The sequence below is a fragment of the Bacteroides luhongzhouii genome, assembly GCF_009193295.2.
Lineage (GTDB): Bacteria > Bacteroidota > Bacteroidia > Bacteroidales > Bacteroidaceae > Bacteroides > Bacteroides luhongzhouii.
Genome location: NZ_CP059973.1, coordinates 1537142 through 1555733 on the forward strand (window position 1 = coordinate 1537142; position 18592 = coordinate 1555733).

General features: G+C 41.7%; 11 protein-coding genes and 2 pseudogenes. 8 read left to right on the forward strand and 5 right to left on the reverse strand.

All coding sequences use genetic code 11. The features are described 5' to 3' along the window. Nucleotides 1-78: 78 nt before the first annotated feature. Entirely contained in the window at nt 79-3186 is a 3108-nt protein-coding gene (gene lacZ, locus GD631_RS05575) for a beta-galactosidase, LacZ type (protein WP_143256730.1), read from the reverse strand. 615 nt (nt 3187-3801) lie between these two features. On the opposite strand from lacZ, the gene GD631_RS05580 reads away from it, so the two are divergent. Then, entirely contained in the window at nt 3802-4794 is a 993-nt protein-coding gene (locus GD631_RS05580; RefSeq protein WP_143256731.1) for an Rpn family recombination-promoting nuclease/putative transposase, read from the forward strand. A 112-nt stretch (nt 4795-4906) separates the two neighbouring features. Here the strand turns inward: GD631_RS05580 and GD631_RS05585 are convergent, their stop codons facing one another. After that, nucleotides 4907-7084 (reverse strand): TonB-dependent receptor, encoded by a 2178-nt coding sequence (locus GD631_RS05585; protein ID WP_143256732.1) that lies wholly within the window; start codon nt 7082-7084, stop codon nt 4907-4909. A 597-nt stretch (nt 7085-7681) separates the two neighbouring features. Next, a complete protein-coding gene (locus GD631_RS05590) occupies nt 7682-8293 on the reverse strand; it encodes an HU family DNA-binding protein (protein WP_143256734.1) in 612 nt (203 codons plus the stop codon). Between the two features lie 337 nt (nt 8294-8630). On the opposite strand from GD631_RS05590, the gene GD631_RS05595 reads away from it, so the two are divergent. Next, entirely contained in the window at nt 8631-10547 is a 1917-nt protein-coding gene (locus tag GD631_RS05595) for an Ig-like domain-containing protein (protein WP_143256735.1), read from the forward strand. Then, entirely contained in the window at nt 10492-11367 is an 876-nt protein-coding gene (locus GD631_RS05600) for a DUF3108 domain-containing protein (protein WP_087317595.1), read from the forward strand. The genes GD631_RS05595 and GD631_RS05600 overlap by 56 nt, the downstream gene beginning before the upstream one ends. 68 nt (nt 11368-11435) lie before the next feature. On the opposite strand, the gene GD631_RS05605 is transcribed toward GD631_RS05600, so the two are convergent. After that, nucleotides 11436-11846, reverse strand: a complete 411-nt coding sequence (locus GD631_RS05605) for a PaaI family thioesterase (RefSeq protein ID WP_143256736.1) — start codon at nt 11844-11846, stop codon at nt 11436-11438. A gap of 32 nt (nt 11847-11878) precedes the next feature. Next, nucleotides 11879-12529: pseudogene (locus GD631_RS05610) on the reverse strand (FecR family protein); the annotation flags it as partial. Between GD631_RS05610 and GD631_RS05615 the strand changes: the two are divergent. The 5 genes and pseudogenes from GD631_RS05615 to fucP all read left to right on the forward strand — a co-directional run. Continuing rightward, a pseudogene (locus GD631_RS05615) lies at nt 12529-12711 on the forward strand (beta-galactosidase); the annotation flags it as partial. The pseudogenes GD631_RS05610 and GD631_RS05615 overlap by 1 nt on opposite strands. Before the next feature lie 321 nt (nt 12712-13032). Next, nucleotides 13033-14037, forward strand: coding sequence for a LacI family DNA-binding transcriptional regulator (locus tag GD631_RS05620; protein ID WP_143256737.1), 1005 nt, complete (start codon nt 13033-13035; stop codon nt 14035-14037). A gap of 77 nt (nt 14038-14114) precedes the next feature. Continuing rightward, nucleotides 14115-15902, forward strand: a complete 1788-nt coding sequence (locus GD631_RS05625; protein WP_143256738.1) for an L-fucose isomerase — start codon at nt 14115-14117, stop codon at nt 15900-15902. A gap of 10 nt (nt 15903-15912) precedes the next feature. Continuing rightward, nucleotides 15913-17136, forward strand: a complete 1224-nt coding sequence (locus GD631_RS05630; protein WP_143256739.1) for a DUF6786 family protein — start codon at nt 15913-15915, stop codon at nt 17134-17136. Nucleotides 17137-17161: 25 nt separating this feature from the next. Further along, a complete protein-coding gene (gene fucP, locus GD631_RS05635; RefSeq protein ID WP_143256740.1) occupies nt 17162-18592 on the forward strand; it encodes an L-fucose:H+ symporter permease in 1431 nt (476 codons plus the stop codon).

Genomic DNA, 18592 nt, shown 5'->3' on the forward strand with positions numbered 1-18592 from the left:
GACTTTAGTTTCCGGTTGCAAAAGTACTTTAAATTCGGTATTCTTGTTCTCTGATACCGTGTTTTTTAACTATGTTTTTTACTTTATTTTATGATATACAGGAGTCATAATAAAACTTAACTCATAATCCTGGTAAGGAAGACGATATTTTTCCAGTGGGATAGCTCCCCAACTGTTGACACAGGCAAGTCCGGTTTGTGCCTTATCGATGCAGAAGTTGGTGAAGTCTGCCTTTTCTACTTCCGGCGAGTGGCGCTGGTCTTTGCCGTCGCCGTCATCCAATGATTCGATGGTGTAATTCAGGGCAGAAGCGGAGAAAGGAGCACTCGATACGAATTGTAGTCCGTTGCCACTGATGTTCAGAAGTCTCCACCAGCGGATATCCGTTTTTGTTCCGGTTTCCTGCGGGCGGATGTAAGGATAGAATTGTTCCTCCACTGTCTGGCGATATTTACCTAACATTGCCGCGTGGTTGCGGTCGGCGTAGTTTTCTCCTGGGCCACGGCCGTAATATTCTATCTCGTTGAAGTTGACCGGCATGCGCATTTGCATACCGAAGCGGAACATGTCAGAAACTTTCTTGCTCTTGTCTGCCGCCATTTTTTGGGTAACTTTCACCGCGCCCTTATTATTGATGGTATAAGTCAGCGATAACGTTCCACCAATCGACTTCATGTCATATTCGGCACGAACCACTGCCTGATCGTTTTCAATAGCATGTTTCAAAGAAGTCAGTTTCAGTTCCGGATTCTTCCAGACAGCATATTTACGTTGCAGTCCGGCTCCAAAGTCGTTATCGGTTGGTGCACGCCAGAAGTTAGGAGTCAGTGCGCTGCCATCTTCCATCAGTTGCATACCGTTGACATCGTAACGGCAGAGGTAACCGTTTTGTTTGTTAAAATCCATGGAGAAGTTTTCACCTTTCACAATCAGGTAGTTGTGGTCGTTGTCCAAAATGGTGGGCACGATGACCGGAAGGTTAGAAGCCTGTTGGTTTTCCAGTTTCAGTTCCGGTGCTTTGTAGTCACGGATGCTTAGTTGGTTGTAAGCGATGGTAGTTCCTGCCGGTAGCAGTGTTTCGGCAGCTTTCAGTTTATAGCTCACGTTGAGCAGCAGTTCTTTGCAAGGGCAGATGTTCTTTGTGTCAAACGGGATTTGCACTTTTGCAGTTTGCTGGGGTGCTACTTTCAGGTCGGATACGATGCCTGTTTGCACTACTTCTCCGTTTGCCAGTAATTGCCATTCCATATAATAAGCAGATAAGTCGCGGAAGAAATACTCGTTGAAGATGTTGATTTCGCCTTTGGCAAGATCAGCGGGAGTTGTCCATATATTCTGATAGAAATAAGCTACTTCGTATGCATGCGGATTGGGTACGCGGTCGGGACTAATCAAACCGTTGTCGTTGAAGTTATTATCCGAAGCGTCGTATTTGTTGAAGTCGCCGCCATAGCCGTAGATGCTCACTCCGTCTTTGTTTTTCCAGTGGCAGGACTGGTCTACGAAGTCCCAGATAAATCCGCCCTGATATTTCGGATATTTGCGGATGATGTCCCAGTATTCTTTGAATCCGCCTTCGGAGTTACCCATAGCGTGCGCGTATTCACATTGGATTAACGGCTTTTGGATATTGCCTTCGCTATATTTGATACAAGCGTCGTAGTCATAGTACATCGGGCAGAAAATATCGGTGAATTCGCTGGTTCCTGCTTGTTCGTACTGTACGGCACGTGTCTTGTCTTCATTCTTGATCCAAGTGTAGCATTTTTCAAAGTTCGGTCCCATGCCGGCTTCGTTACCCAGTGACCAGAAGATGATGGACGGATGGTTGTATCCGCGTTGTACGTTGCGTTGGTTACGTTCCATGTGAGCTTTGGCGTAACTAGGGTTCTTTGCCAGTGTCTGGTCGCCGTAACCCATTCCGTGAGATTCTACGTTAGCCTCGGCTACTACATATAGGCCGTATTGATCGCAAAGGTCATACCAACGGTTGTCGTCCGGGTAATGGCAGGTACGCACGGCGTTGATGTTGAGCTCTTTCATCACTTTGATATCCTGCAACATACGTTCGGTAGAAACCACATAACCGCCGTCCGGATCCATTTCGTGACGGTCGGCTCCTTTGAAGAGTACCGGTTGACCGTTTACGAGTATCTGTCCGCCTTTCAGCTCAATTTTGCGGAAACCTATTTTAACAGGGATTACTTCTACTACGTTGTTGCCGTTTTTCAGTGTAGCGGTCAGTGTGTAGAGATTAGGCGTTTCAGCAGTCCATTTTGCCGGATTGGAGACGGATAGGGTCGTGTTTAATTTGCCCGAACCTTTCAGGTCGGCAGTTGCTATGCTGTTGCCTTGAGCATCTGTCAAGTCCAAAGCTACTGTGCCGCTTCCTTTCAGGTCAACGGCTATATTTAATGTACCGTCTTTATATTGGCTGTCCAAATCGGGAGTGATGCGAATATCCTGGAGGTATTTCTTGTCGCGTGCGTAAAGATAACAGTCACGTCCTACACCGGAGTAGCGGAAGAAGTCCTGATCTTCCAGGTAGCTGCCGTCGCACCAGCGGAAAACTTGAAAGGCGATGACGTTTTTACCCGGTTTCAGGTAGTTAGTCAGGTTGAATTCAGCTTCCAGTTTGCTGTCCTCGCTATATCCTACGTAGCGTCCGTTCACCCAAAGGTACATATTGGACGTTACCGATCCGAAATGTGCGAAGATTTCTTTGCCTTTCCAGTCGGCAGGAAGGGTGATCTCTTTGCGGTAAGAGCCTACATGATTGTTTTCTGTCGGCACTAGCGGAGGATTGTTTTTGAATTGACTTCTCCAGGCATATCCTATGTTGACATAGATAGGGTCACCGTAGCCGTTCAACTCCCAAACACCGGGAACCTGAAGATCGTCCCAACCTTTGTCGTTGAAATTAGTCTGATAAAAGTCAGTCGGGCGCGCGTCTGCGTGTCTCACCCAGTTGAATTTCCAAGGACCGTTCAGGGTCATGAAATTCGCGGAATTTTCTTTAATACCGGCTTTAGCTTCATCAGCCGATGCGAAAGCAAAGTAGTTAGTATGCATAGCGGAACGGTTTACGGAATTCACTTCCGGATCTTTCCACTCGTTGAAGCTTTGCGCTTGAATTGCTGTCAGTCCCAATGCAGCCAAGCAGCAAGAGAGTAGTTGTTTCTTCATGGGTTTTTTGTATTAGGTTTGAATTTCTGGAGTCAAAGATAGGGAATATTTTATTCAGTGAAGGTTAAAGAATCATTCAATTAAGTCTAGTTTTTAATAAATTGGCTAGAAAACAGAGTATTTTACTGACTCTAATCAGTAAAAACGTGAGATACAGTTTTCCCCTGCGATGGAAAAGGTATCTCACGTTAATAAAAATTGGCTGTTACATTAGTCAGCTCTTATACGCTGTTTGTACGTACATATCACTCAAGTGTGGGGAAGGTATCCTCTTCGAAGATAGAACGAAAGGACTACTTGCACAAGCAATCTTTTTCGCTTTGTTGTCTATCTTCTATATATACTGGTTAGGGTTATGATTCTTTTCAGGTTGTCGTACATATCTTTGTTATGTTTACCGCATCATTTCTCTGTGGTGCGCGGTTAAAAAAAAAGAGAGCGTGGGAAACTACCACTGTATGCGACCGTAGGTATCCAGCTAAAACCCTACAACGACATAAGTGATAGCCCCACGCCCATTTATTATTATGGATAAATGGCTATATATAATACTTTTAGCTGAAAAGTATCCCTTTTTACCAATATAATGCTTACCTTTGCTAAAAACGTATTCTTATGGAACAGAAAGACAAATATATTCGTTTTGACTGGGCAATCAAACGCCTTTTACGCAATAAGGCTAACTTCGGGGTGCTTGAAGGTTTCCTCACAGTATTATTAGGTGAGGAGATTCATATTCTTGAAATTTTAGAAAGTGAAGGTAATCAGCAACGGGAAGATGATAAATTTAATCGTGTTGATATTAAAGCCCGCAATAGTAAAGATGAAATAATTCTTGTTGAAGTTCAGAATACTCGTGAACTCTATTATCTGGAACGTATCCTGTATGGGGTAGCTAAGACTATTACCGAACATATTGATCTGGGCGAAATCTACTCTAACGTAAAGAAGGTATACTCTATCAGTATTCTTTATTTCGACATTGGGCAAGGAAATGATTACCTTTATCATGGACAGAATACATTTTTGGGTGTACACACGGGCGATCATCTGAAAGTTACTACCAAAGAACAGGGGGCTATTGTTCGTAAGTTGCCTGCTGAAATCTTTCCTGAATACTTCCTTATCCGTGTGAATGAGTTTAATAAAGTGGCTGTTACTCCTCTGGAAGAATGGATTGAATATCTGAAGACAGGGTGTATACGCCCTGATACAAAGGCACCCGGACTTGAAGAGGCTCGTAAGAAACTGGTTTATTATAATATGGATAAGGCTGAAAAGCTGGCATACGATCGCCATATAGATGCGGTAATGATACAGAATGATGTGTTGAGTACTGCTAAATTAGAAGGGCATGAAGAAGGACACCAGCTTGGACTTGAAGAAGGACGACAACGAGGACTTGAAGAAGGTATTAAGGAAGGACTTGAAAAAGGCATTGAGCAAGGTATTGAGCAAGGTATTGAGCAAGGTATTGAAAAAGGTATTGAGCGAGGCATTGAAAAAGAAAAAACAATCACTGTCCGTAAGTTGAAATCTCTCAATATCCCTGTTGATACTATTATGCAGGTTACAGGATTGTCTGCTGAAGAGATAGAACAACTCTAATAGGCACCTATTATAGGTCCTTTTCCTATAACTATATAAGAGAATCCTGCACTAATAAAAAAGTTCAGTGCAGGATTCCTCATTCTTATTATTATAGAAAATGTTTTGTAACCTAAAATCTTAATTTAACTCCGGCATTCATGACGAAACCGTCAAGCGGTGCATAAATATCCCTGAATATAGGATTGGATATACTGCCTGTGTATATCGTGTCAAAACGGGTTTGGCGTCTATCCGTGAAGTTTTCAAAGTTGGCATATAAAGAAAACATTTCCCATATTTTCTCAATCATAAAGCCGCATACCACATACTGTTTCCCTTTCAGTCCGTCTCCTAATTTCTGCGGACTAAAGTAATATGCCTCTAAACCAATTTTCCATTTGTCCTCTACCTCATACATCAAAATGCTGTTCAACCGGTGTTTGGGAGTTAATATATTCTCTTGTCTTATACCGTTTTCTTTCGTGTCGGTATCGGTAAATGTATATCCTAAATATAGATGGAAATCTTTATATCCGATTTTTACATTCGTTTCTCCGCCTTTGCTATCTGTATGGCCGGTTATGTTGTTGAGTCTGTACAGACCGTCTGTTGTTGATTGTAGCAGGAGGGGATTGTCGAGATAGGTATAAAAGAATAGTTGGTTGATGCTGAATGTAATGTTGCCGTCACAGAAGGAAGTCACATAATTAAAGTCTATATTTAACCCGTAACTTCTTTCCAGTTTATTCTTATCCTTGTCGATTGGTAATACATGCTGGTATTGAAGCCTTTCGCTATCTTCTGTAAAGATAGTAGGTGCTTTATAGCCAAACCCTCCTCCGAGCCGGGAGGAAAATTTGTCAGTTATCTTGAAGTGGGCGGAGACGCGTGGAAGTATGGCAGTTCCATAATCAGGGACATAATCCGTTCGTAATCCTGTTTCCAGGTTAAGCCACTCTGTCGCTTCCCAGTTGTTCTGTACGAAAGCTCCCAGTATTGTTTGGTTATAGTCTCTTGGTTGAAAATCGGTCAGTTTCTTTTCATCAAACTTATCCGTCCACAAATTCAGTCCGGCTACCCATTCTGTTTTTTGATTCGTATGTGTGTATGATAGTTCGCTGAATGTAGATACTTGAACACCTTCGAAAGAATAGCTTGGTACTCCTATGTTTCTTTTGAAATAAGTGACACTATTCTTAAAGTCCAATCTGTCTTTTTCATTAAATCTGTGCCCGAAGGTTAATTGGGTAGAATGTCTTTGTGTCTTATTCTTCTCGAAATAAGAGTGGGTGTCGTCTCCTTTTCCTTTTATATATTCAATATCTCCTCCCAAGCGGTCCTCGAACATGGCATTAAGCCCTATGCTTATCTGTGTGTTTTCAGTTAAATAGAGGAATAATTTAGGATTAAAGACATATCTGTCGAACTGGGGTATTGCCGTGAAACCGGTATCCGAAGGGTCATAAGCCCAATTTCTATTATAAGAAGCAAAGATTGTTGTACCGACCTTATTGAATCGTTGCCCATAAAATCCGCTCACGTCCAAGCCTTTGCCTGATGTCCCGTTGAGATGCAGGCTTAAGTCTCTCTTCTCTTCGGGAGTTTTTGAGATGAGGTTGATTAATCCGGCTATTGCTCCGCCGCCGTATAGGGTAGATGTAGAGCCTTTGATAATTTCAACCTGCTTCAAGTCGAGGGGAGGAGTCTGTAATAGTCCCAGTCCGCTTGCCGCACCTGCAAAAACGGGGAATCCGTCTTTCAATATCTGCGTATATCTGCCGTCTAAACCCTGTATGCGTATAGCTGCGTTTCCTGATGTCGCAGAGGTTTGTTGTGTAATGATACCTGTACTTTCGTTCAGCAACATACGGATATCTCCCGGCTTCATACTTCCTTTTTCTCCAAGCTCTTCACTGGAGATGAATTCAACCCTGGTAGGTATATTTTGGATACTTCGTGTTCCTCTGGTCGATGAAATAATTACTTCTTCCAGCATTTCTTCATCTTGCTCTAAGAAAATCTCCACCGGAGCTGTTGAGGAGAGGGGGAACGAAAATGATTTTGTTTCAGACTCATACCCTAGATAACTGAATGTAATATGTTGCACTCCGTTTGGTATGTTTGATATTGTGATTATTCCGTTCTCATCCGAGCTGGCTCCATTGGTTGTTTTGTTAAGAACAGCGTTCACGCCAATCAATATCTCTTTGTTTTTTTCGTCTTTAACGATTGCTTTAAATGTGTTTTGCGCCCATGCGTTTTGCGCCAGCAATGTAACTATTGCTAGTGTTATAATTCTTATGTTCATATTTTTATTATTGATAATTTACCGTTGCACACTTATTCACGCTATGAATAAATACGCAGCAAACCTACGGTGAAGTATAACCTTCGCCGTCGTGAATTAAATAAATAGTTATATCTCCATAGAAGGGATATTCTTAAATAAATGATTAGAGAATCATTATCTTGGGTGGTTGCCAGATAGAAGATGAGAACTGCGGAATCAGTTTCTCCTTGTAAAACGAAAGGGGGGTATCATTGAACTGAATCATTGTGACAAATGGCGAATGAAACAGTTTGGGCGCAGGGCAGCCCGTACAAGTGTTGCAATGTAAGAAAGGTGAGCAGCAACAATCTGTGCAGGAACATCCGTCGTCATCAGTGGATGTCTCTTCCTGCGTGTCATTTTTGCATTGGAATAAACATTCGTCTTTCAAAAAACAAGGAGCTGTTGATAATAACAACACCCATAAAGCTATTATGTAAGACAAATATTTCATATATGTTGTACAACGTTTAAATTCGGGCGCAAAGTTACTGCTTTACATTTAATAAACAAAATGTGTCATGTTTTTTGTGCGAAAATTAGGATTGTGATAATGCTATCCCATCCTTCAATTATTTACTCTTCTGTCTTTTTCGCATATACTACCTGTTTGCCTGCTCCGTAACGAATCAGCACACCGTGTTCGATAAAAGTATTCAGTTCTTTCAAAGCACGTTTCTTGTCGTGCCCTGTCAATCGGCAATAGTCGGTGCGGGTTAGGCAGGGATATTTGTTCAGATGCTGGTTGATTATTGTCAAACATTCTTCTTCACTGCGCCCTTTCCCGTGGTGACGAGTCATCGATTCTCCACGTTCTAGTCTCATTTGCTGGCCTACTTCTTTCTTAAACTGGCTACTTGCCCGGAAATTGACATTCTTCAGTTCTATGGATTGTGCATGTACATCTTTTTTCTTCATCACGCGAGGTCCCTTCAAAGACACAGAAAAATATCCGATATCTCCCAGTTCCACAATCCATCCGTTGGCAATCAAATCTCTCAACTCGTTTTGGAAAGACTGCATGGCGCCTGCCAGTAAACTGCGGCTTATTCCTGTGAATTTGTGTACACGGTCTAGAAATTCTTCCTGATCGACGGTTCCTTTGAATACTACGCGGGGATGAAGCGGTTGTGCATCGCCTGTTTGTTGAATGTCAGGCGTGTCGTAAAGGTCATATTGTATACTCATATTCGTTTTTATTTTGTGTAGGCACATTGATAAATCTGCTTGCCTATCCGGATTTACTTCGTTTGCTACTTTTATTTCGTTCCACTATAGTTTCTCTTTCGTCCCACTATAGTGTTCCGTAAGGGAAACTATAGTGCTCTTTGTGGAACACTATAGTGGAACGAAAAAAGATTAGGCAACAAAGGTAATCTCTTTAGGCAATAAAACTAATTATATTAGCAGGAAAAAAATAAAAACGTCGCAAATATTGTTTATTACCTTAAGCCACCCTTTCCTTTTTTAATAAATTAGCTAGAAAGTGTGGTGTTTATTGAATAAGAACCCTTATTTTTGCAGCATGTTACAATTTGAGAATCAAAAGATAAAACAAATAGTTCGCAAGGTGCTTCCGGTAGTAACGCTGGGGGCGATGTTATATTCCTGTGCCAGTATTGGACGACCGGACGGTGGACCATACGATGAGACGCCGCCTCGTTTCATCGGTAGCACTCCGGAGGCGGGGGCTTTGAATAATAAAAGGACTAAAGTCTCTTTGATGTTCGACGAGTTTATTAAGCTGGAGAAAGCGACCGAAAAAGTCGTTGTTTCCCCTCCCCAGATACAGCAACCGGAAATCAAGGCTTCCGGTAAGAGAATACAAGTCAACCTGCTCGACTCTTTGAAGCCTAATACGACCTATACGATTGATTTCTCGGATGCAATTGTCGACAATAATGAAGGTAACCCGTTAGGTAACTTTGCGTTTACGTTCTCTACCGGTACAGAAATCGATACGATGGAAGTGGCAGGAACGATGCTGGATGCCTCTAACCTGGAACCTATTAAAGGTATGCTAGTCGGACTACATTCCAACCTGAATGATTCGGCTTTCAACAAATTGCCTTTCGACCGTGTGGCACGTACGGACAGCCGTGGACGTTTCTCCATCCGTGGTGTAGCCCCCGGCAAATATCGTATCTATGGATTGATGGATGCCGACCAGAACTTTGCCTTCAACCAGAAAAGTGAAATGATCGCTTTCCACGATTCGTTGATTATCCCCCGCATGGAAGAACGCATCCGCATGGATACGGCTTGGGTGGACTCATTGACTTATGACACGATTGTTGAAAAGAAATATATGCATTATTTGCCGGATGATGTAATCCTCCGTGCTTTTAAAGAGCTCAATTATTCACAATATCTTATCAAGTCGGAAAGACTGGTTCCTCAAAAGTTTACTTTCTATTTTGCCGGTAAGGCGGACACTTTGCCTGTCTTGAAAGGCTTGAACTTCGATGAAAAGGATGCTTTTGTGATCGAAAAGAATCAGCGGAACGATACGATCCATTATTGGGTAAAAGATTCTCTTCTCTTCAAGCAGGATACGCTGGCCATGAGTCTGACTTATCTTTATACGGATACCTTGAATCAGCTTGTACCCCGTACGGATACACTGAACCTCGTTTCAAAGCAGAAATATAAGAAAGAGGAGCCGGATAAGGACAAAAAGAAAAAGAAGAAAAAGAAAGGGGAAGAGGATGAACCCGAACCGACGAAATTCTTGCCGGTGAATGTCAATGCCCCTTCGTCAATGGATGTATATGGATATATTTCTTTGAATTTTGAAGAACCGATAGCCAGTTTCGACACTGCCGCCATACACCTGCGGCAAAAGGTGGATACGCTCTGGAAAGATATACCTTTCGATTTTGAGCAGGATTCAGTGAATCTGAAGAGGTTTAATCTGTATTATGATTGGGAACCGACGCTGGAATATGAATTCTCAGTAGACTCGACTGCCTTCCACGGAATATACGGATTATTTACTGATAAAATAAAACAAGGATTCAAGGTGCGTAGTGAAGATGAATATTTCACGCTTCATTTCAACGTGACGGGAGCGGATTCACTGGCCTTTGTCGAATTGCTTGACGCCCAGGATAAAGTGGTCCGTAAGCGAAGAGTGGAAGAGGACGGAATGGTCGATTTCTATTTCCTGAACCCGGGAAAATATGCAGCCCGACTAATCAATGACACAAATGGAAATGGTGAATGGGACACGGGAGACTTTGCTAAAGGCATCCAGCCGGAGGCTGTTTACTACTATCCAACGATATTGGAATATAAAGCGTTGTGGGATGTGACTCAACCGTGGAATATTCATGCGACTCCTGTGGATAAGCAGAAACCGGACGAACTTAAAAAACAAAAACCAGATGAAGACAAGAAAAAGAAAGATAGGGATCGAAATAATCAGAACCGCCGTCGTTGACGTTCGACGTAACCTTATTATTGGATTGGTGGCATTATTGACCGGAATCTTCGCCCTCCCCGCCAGTGCCCAATGTGAAGCGAAGAATGATGCGTTTCAATCCGGCGAACATGTAATGTATGATTTATACTTCAACTGGAAGTTTGTCTGGGTGAAAGCCGGACTCGCCAGTCTGACAACGAATGCGACCACTTATCATTCGCAACCAGCCTATCGGATCAACCTGCTTGCTTTAGGTAGCAAACGGGCAGACTTCTTTTTCAAGATGCGCGATACGCTGACTTGTGTGATCGGTGAAAAACTGGAACCGCGCTATTTCCGCAAAGGTGCTGAAGAGGGAAAACGTTACACGGTCGATGAGGCTTGGTTTTCTTATAAGGACGGTCTTTGCTTGGTAAATCAGAAGCGTACTTACCGGGATGGAGCGTTTGATGAATCTGAAGCTAGCGATAGCCGTTGTATATACGATATGTTGAGTATTCTGGCGCAGGCACGTTCTTACGACCCTGCAGATTATAAGGTGGGAGATAAAATCAAGTTCCCGATGGCTACGGGCCGTAAAGTGGAAGAGCAAACGCTTATCTACCGTGGAAAAGAAAATGTGAAAGCGGAGAATGGAGTTACTTACCGTTGTCTGATCTTCTCATTGGTAGAATATGATAAGAAAGGAAAAGAAAAGGAGGTGATTACTTTCTTCGTAACGGACGACTTGAACCATCTTCCTGTCCGCCTGGATTTATTCCTGAACTTTGGTTCGGCAAAAGCATTCCTGAATAATGTGACGGGTAACCGGCATCCGCTGACTTCTATCGTTAAATAGATATAGAGAAAAAACAGAAAGAGCTGGAAAGCGCCTTTGCAGGTCGTTTTCCAGCTCTCTCTGTTTTTTTATTCCTGAACTTCGAAAGGCACTTTCTGATCCTTTCGGAACACGCTGGATTCAAAAGTAGCAATCAGCTCTCCGTTTTGGTTTGTTATATCTACCTGATAGCAACCTGTGCTTCGGCCGATATAGCGTTCACGTGCTTCGGCAAAGAGAGTGTCTCCAGGTCCGCTGGCACGTAGAAAAGTAATAGTGGACGAGAGAGAGAAAGCTAGTGTGCCGTGCGAGTTGGCAGCTGCGGCAAGCGCCAGATCTGCTAACGTGAAGATCGCTCCTCCTTGTGTGCGGGCACCTGCATTAAGATGTTCGGATTTTATTTCTAATTTGGCTTTACTGTAACCTTTGCGTACTTCCAGCAGTACTACGCCTGCATTTTCGGCAAACAGATCGTTCTTAAAAAACTCTTGTGCGGTCATGATATTATTTTTGAAGATTCTTTAATCGTTTCTTATTTTTTCAATGAATAGATATATACCTTATCTTTTTCAATTGAGTAGCTAAATTTATTTGTTTCAGACATAATATCCAATATTTTCTCCAATTTATTTGTTTCTATAATAAAACTTCCATGGAAAATCAAATTCTTGAGTTGCTCTGACTCAAATGCGAATGTCACATCAAACTGGCGCTCCAACTCTTTAGAAATGATCGACATAGGAATCTCATCCCAAAAAACTTTGCAGTTGATCCACTGTTCAGCATAGTCAGCACTCTCGGTCAGCTTATAAGTTTGGTCAAGCTTATTAACTGTCATCGTTTGATTAGGTTTCATTGTAAACTCTTGGTTGATGCACGATAAGGCAATGGAACCTTCTAGGAGTGATACCCTTATATAATTCTCGTCATCATAATTATTTACGTTAAACTTAGTACCCAGTACCTTGATCTGTGTAGAGTCTGTTCGTACAACAAATGGATGTTCTCCATGCGCTACCTCAAAATACCCTTCGCCTTCCAGCCGGACATTGCGATTCTTCCGACTAAAACTCTCGGAGTAAGAAAGCTTGGAATCTGCGTTTAACCACACTATAGAACCGTCTGGAAGCTTCATTTTTAATTTCAATTTTCTTGGAGCGTATACTTCGGAAATCAAAGAATCTGAAGTATGCTAATATACTGAAGGATATGATTGCACGTGGATTCTCAGCAGCTGTTTATACACAGGCTACAGATGTTGAGATCGAAGTGAACGGATTGATAACATACGATCGTAAAGTGATAAAACTAGATGAACAGAAATTGAAGAGGATGAATACGGAAATTTGTGAAAGTTTGAAATAAGAAGTCGGATTAGCTACTTGGCTGAGCAAGACAACCCATCTGTAGTCATTCGAATTATAGATACTGTTTACAATATTATATAATTGAGAAAACAGAAGTGTAATAAAAGACCTTGTCGGAAGGAAAAACAGATGCGAGTAAATTCAGTAAGAAGTGCTACTCTCCTTTTTTGTGATTAATGTTATAACGAATTAGCAAAATAATTTGCAGGTTTAATTTTTATGTTTATATTTGCACCGTGAGAGCATGATAAGTGTTGCTAATTCACAATATGACCTGAAAGTATAATGCTATTTTATAGCAAAAACATTGCGCAAATATATGTCGTCACTGAAAAAAATATCGCTAAAGGATATTGCTGAAGCTGCAGGCGTTTCAACAGCATTGGTCTCTTTTGTCTTGAATGGCAAAAGAAAGGAATATCGGGTGGGTGAAGAAACTGCCCAACGAATATTGAAGATCGCTAATGATATGAATTATCAGCCGAATCTTGCGGCAAAAAGTCTCCGAAGCGGTAAAACGAAGACGATCGGACTCGTAGTCTCTGATATATCCAACCCCTTTTTCTCCCAGCTGGCGCGTGTGTTGGAGGATGAAGCCGCCAAGCGGAATTACACTGTGCTTTTTGGAAGTTCGGATGAAAACAAGGATAAAATGAATAGTCTTGTTGGTAACCTTATTAATAAAGGTGTAGACGGGTTGATAATAGTTCCTTGTGAGGGTTCGGAAAGAATTATAGCTTCACTCGTATATGATAATGTTCCTATAGTTTTGTTTGATCGTTATTTTTCTGACATTAATGTAAGTTATGTTGCCCTGAATAATTTTAATGCTTCCTATGTTTTAACCAAACATCTTTTAGAAGTTGGCTATAATGCTCCATGTATGGTCGCTTATGATGTTGACCTGATTCACATGAAAGAACGTGTTCGCGGTTATAAAAAAGCTATGGGAGATGTTGGTAAGAAGAACTTGATTAATGTCGTTTTCTTGAAACAAAATGCTCCCAGAAAATCAGCGGACCGTTTGCTTCCTAAGATGGTTGATGGTGGTGTAGATGCTTTTCTTTTCGCTACCAATATGATTTCATTAGCTTGTTTATACACGATAAAAGATATGGGAGAAGGGATTGTTGGCAAAATAGGTTTAGCGGGTTTTGACGGTAATCCGGCATTTGACTTTTTTAGTGTTCCTATATCCTATATCCGGCAGCCTATAGATGTTTTGGCACAAAAAGCACTTGAAATTCTGATAGATAGTATGACTAACGGGAATACTGTGCAATCTGTGCTTGCAGAGGGTGAGCTTGTTGAGATGATTTCTTAGAGGTTTATTTTTTTTATATGATTGCTTAATCGTTTTTGCTAATTTGTTGAATTAATCCTAAATAAATCAGTTAAACCATGAAAAATTCAAGATTAATCGGTGGAAAACCGAAAATTGGCATCCGTCCTATTATCGATGGCCGCCGTGGAGGTATTCGTGAGTCATTGGAAGGTATGACCATGACTATGGCCCATAAAGTAGCTGAACTATACTCTTCTGTTTTACGTCATGGCGACGGTACTCCTGTAGAATGTGTTATTGCAGATACTACTATTGGTGGAGTGGCTGAAGCAGCTATGGCAGCAGAGAAGTTTCGCAATAATGGAGTGGGGGTTGTACTTTCTGTAACTCCTTGTTGGTGTTATGGGTTTGAGACTATTGATATGGAGGGGGAAATGCCCAAAGCTATTTGGGGCTTTAATGGTACAGAACGTCCGGGAGCCGTTTATCTGGCTTCGGCATTAGCGGGACATACACAGAAAGGATTACCTACATTTGGCATTTACGGACGGGATGTACAAGAGGTTACTTGTACAGATATACCGGAAGATGTAAAAGAAAAACTATTGCGTTTTGCCCGTGCAGGTATAGCTGTAGCTACCATGAAAGGTAAATCTTATCTTTCGATAGGTAGTGTATCTATGGGTATTGCAGGGTCTATCCCCAATCCTGATTTTTTTCAGGAATATTTGGGTATGCGTAATGAATATGTGGATGCCAGTGAGATTGAGCGTCGTATTCAATTAGGTATTTATGACCATGATGAGTTTGAACATGCTATGGCCTGGACCGAAAAGTACTGTAAGAGCAATGAAGGAACAGATTTTAATCCGCCCCATTTGGTATATTCGCGTGAAGAAAAAGATGCTCGTTGGGAATATGTGGTGAAAATGACTCTTATCTTCCGCGATATGATGATTGGTAATCCTAAATTGGCGGAAATGGGCTTCAAGGAAGAATCAATGGGGCATAACGCAATTGCTGCGGGATTCCAGGGACAGCGTCAATGGACGGATTATAAGCCTGATGGTGATTTTTCAGAAGCTATATTGAATACTTCTTTTGACTGGAACGGTATTCGCGAAGCATTTATTTTTGCAACGGAAAATGATACGTTGAATTGTACTTCTATGTTATTCAACCATCTGTTGACAAATACAGCACAAATATTTGCAGATGTACGTACTTACTGGAGCCCGAATGCTGTTGAGCGCGTAACAGGTAAGAAATTGGAAGGCAAGGCTGCAAATGGCTTCATTCATCTTATCAACTCCGGTTCTTGCACACTTGACGGAACTGGTTGTCAAACGCGTGATGGCAAACCCGTAATGAAACCTTTCTGGGAAATTACGGAAGAAGAAGTGGAAACTTGTCTTGCTGTAACTAAATGGCATCCGGCTAGTCGTGAATATATGCGTGGGGGTGGTTATTCTTCCCAGTTTCTGACTCGCGGTGAAATGCCTGTGACAATGTGTCGTCTGAATCTTGTAAAGGGGCAGGGACCGGTATTACAGATTGCTGAAGGGTGGGCTGTGAATTTGGATGAAGATGTATTTAAAGCTATCAATGAGCGTACTGATCGTACTTGGCCTTCCACTTTCTTTGCTCCGCGTCTGACCGGCAAGGGATATTTCCGTGATGTATATACTGTTATGAATAACTGGGGGGCCAATCATGGTGCTATTAGTTATGGTCATATCGGTGCCGATTTGATAACTTTGGCTTCTATGCTTCGTATTCCGGTGTGCATGCATAATGTTTCAGAGGAAAATATTTTCCGTCCCAGCGCATGGGCTGCTTTTGGTGAAGATATGGAAGGAAGTGATTACAGAGCTTGCAAGAATTACGGACCTCTCTATAAATAACTTAGGCAGTATGTTGAAATCAAACAAACTGAAAAATATTTTGCTGGTAGGTACAACTACAATACTTGTATCATGCGGCGGACAAAATGAAATAAAGATGGGAAGTTATGCTTATGATGCTGAGTTCTTAAAAAAACATGGCATTGAATATACAGAGTTGGTATCTGCTGATGGAAATTCTAAAGTAATGGTTATACCGGCGTGGCAGGGTCGTGTTATGACTTCCTCGGCTTCTGGTGATGAAGGTGATAGCTATGGTTGGATCAATTATCGTTTTATAGATAAGAGGGAGATTAGTACCCAATTTAATCCGGTGGGTGGTGAAGAGCGTTTCTGGCTTGGTCCTGAAGGTGGCCCGTTCTCACTTTATTTTAAAGGTGGGCAAGAACAGGTTTATGATAATTGGGTAGTTCCTGCTGTGCTTGATACGGAGCCTTTTAAGGTTGAGTCACAAAATGAAAGCAGTATTCGTTTTGTGAAAGATACTCGTTTGACAAATGCTTCCGGTACTACTTTTGATATAAATATTGATCGTGTCGTGTCGTTGATGGATACTGATAAAGTGGCTGCAGATTTTAATATCCAACTTACAAATGATATGAAAATTGTAGCCTATAAAAGTGAGAATAAGATTACCAATATGGGTGAGAATGCGTGGACAAAAGAAACAGGGCTGATATCTGTATGGATGCTCGGTTGTTTTAATCCCACACCGACCACTACTGTATTCATTCCTTATAAGCAGGGGGCGGAAGGAACAATCGTGAATGATGAATATTTCGGTAAGATTCCTGCAGACAGGCTGATAAAGGAAGATGGTATTATTTATTTTAAAATAGACGGACTTTATCGTTCAAAACTGGGATTGCCAGCTTCACGTGCAACGAACTTATGTGGAAGTTATGATTCTTCAAAGGGGGTACTTACTATTCTGTGGTGTAATCTTCCTGAGGTTTCTTCAACTTACGTAAACGGACAGTGGGGAGTTCAGGAAGATCCATTTGCCGGTGATGTAATCAATTCTTATAATGATGGTCCGGTAGAGGACGGCTCTATTATGGGGCCTTTCTATGAGATTGAAACATCTTCTCCCGGTGCTGAATTGGTTCCAGGAGCATCATTGGTTCATATACAGAAAGTCGTTCATATACAAGGTAAGGATGAACAGTTGGCTCCTATTGTACAAAAATTGTTTGGAGCCGACCTGAATATAATTAAGGCAAAGTTTCAATAGGGTAATTATATAAAAGAGAACTTGTATGGAATCGAATAAAATAATACCGAAAGGTCTCCTTTTCCCATTCATTCTGTTAACTACGCTTTTCTTTGCCTGGGCTGTACCGAATAATCTCACAGATACTATGTTGGCAGCTTTCAAGCGCATCATGAGTATGAGTGACTCGAAAACAGCCTGGATACAAATAGTTTGTTATTTATTGGGCTATGGATGTTGTGCTGTTCCCGGTGCCTTGTTCATCAAAAAATATACCTATAAATCTGGTGTGATGCTGGGACTTGGTTTGTATGCGTCTGGAGCTTTATTATTCTATCCGGCAATGTTAAGCTCGGGAGTGAATGTTGAATTTAGTTTCTTCATGTATCTATTGGCAATCTTTATTCTCTTTGCAGGACTTTCTGTTTTGGAAACATCTGCAAATTCTTATGTATTGTCAATCGGTCCTGAAAGCACTGCAACGCGTCGTTTGAACTTGTCGCAGGCATTTAATCCGTTTGGAGCTATAACAGGGGTGGTGATCAGTCAGATTTTTATTCTCTCACAACTGAATGGGATGACGGCTACGGAACGTGTACAACTTCCGGCTGAAGAATTGGCTGTCATTCAGGGACAGGAATTAAATGCTGTTACCACAGCTTATGTAGTGCTTGGTTTAGTAATGTTGGTATTGTTGCTCGCTATCCGGTTTACCAAGATGCCGAATCTTAGTGAAAAAGGGGAGAAGGTGGAGTTTCGTGCTACTTTCCGTCGTCTGGTAAGAAATAGAAATTATGTATGGGGAGTAGTTGCACAGTTTTTTAACATAGGTGCCCAGATAGCTGTTTGGTCATTTGTTATTCGTTATGCTATGGTACAATTGGATTTTGATGGTGTATTAGCTTCTTTGGGAGATACGGCTTCTGCTGATGCTGTTATTAACGCATTGCGTAGCGTGGAACCGGTGGCGGCTGCATTCTATAACGGATGTGAATGGCTTGGGCTGGATGATTTATTGCCACGCACAGCGGAACAGGCTGGAGCTACTTACTATATCATGTCACTCATTCTCTTTGTCATTATGAGATTTGTTTGTACTGCGATGATGAAGTATGTGAGAGCTTATAAATTATTGATAGGTCTTGCTCTTCTTGCTGTGATGTGTTGTTTGGGAACGATGTTGGGTAAAGGCAGTTTTGGGGTTTATTGTTTGATGGGCATTTCCGGTTGTATGTCATTGATGTTCCCTACTATTTATGGTTTTGGACTTACCGGACTGGGTAATGATACCAAAATTGGCGGTTCATTTATGGTAATGGCTATTGCTGGCGCGGCTGTTCTGACTCAAATTCAAGGTATTGTTTCTGATCAGACAGGCAGTATTATGGCAGCATACATTGTACCGGGTATTGCTTTTGCTGTAATTGCGTATTATGGTTTTTTTATTGCAAGAAAACAGGAGTTGGCAATTAAATAA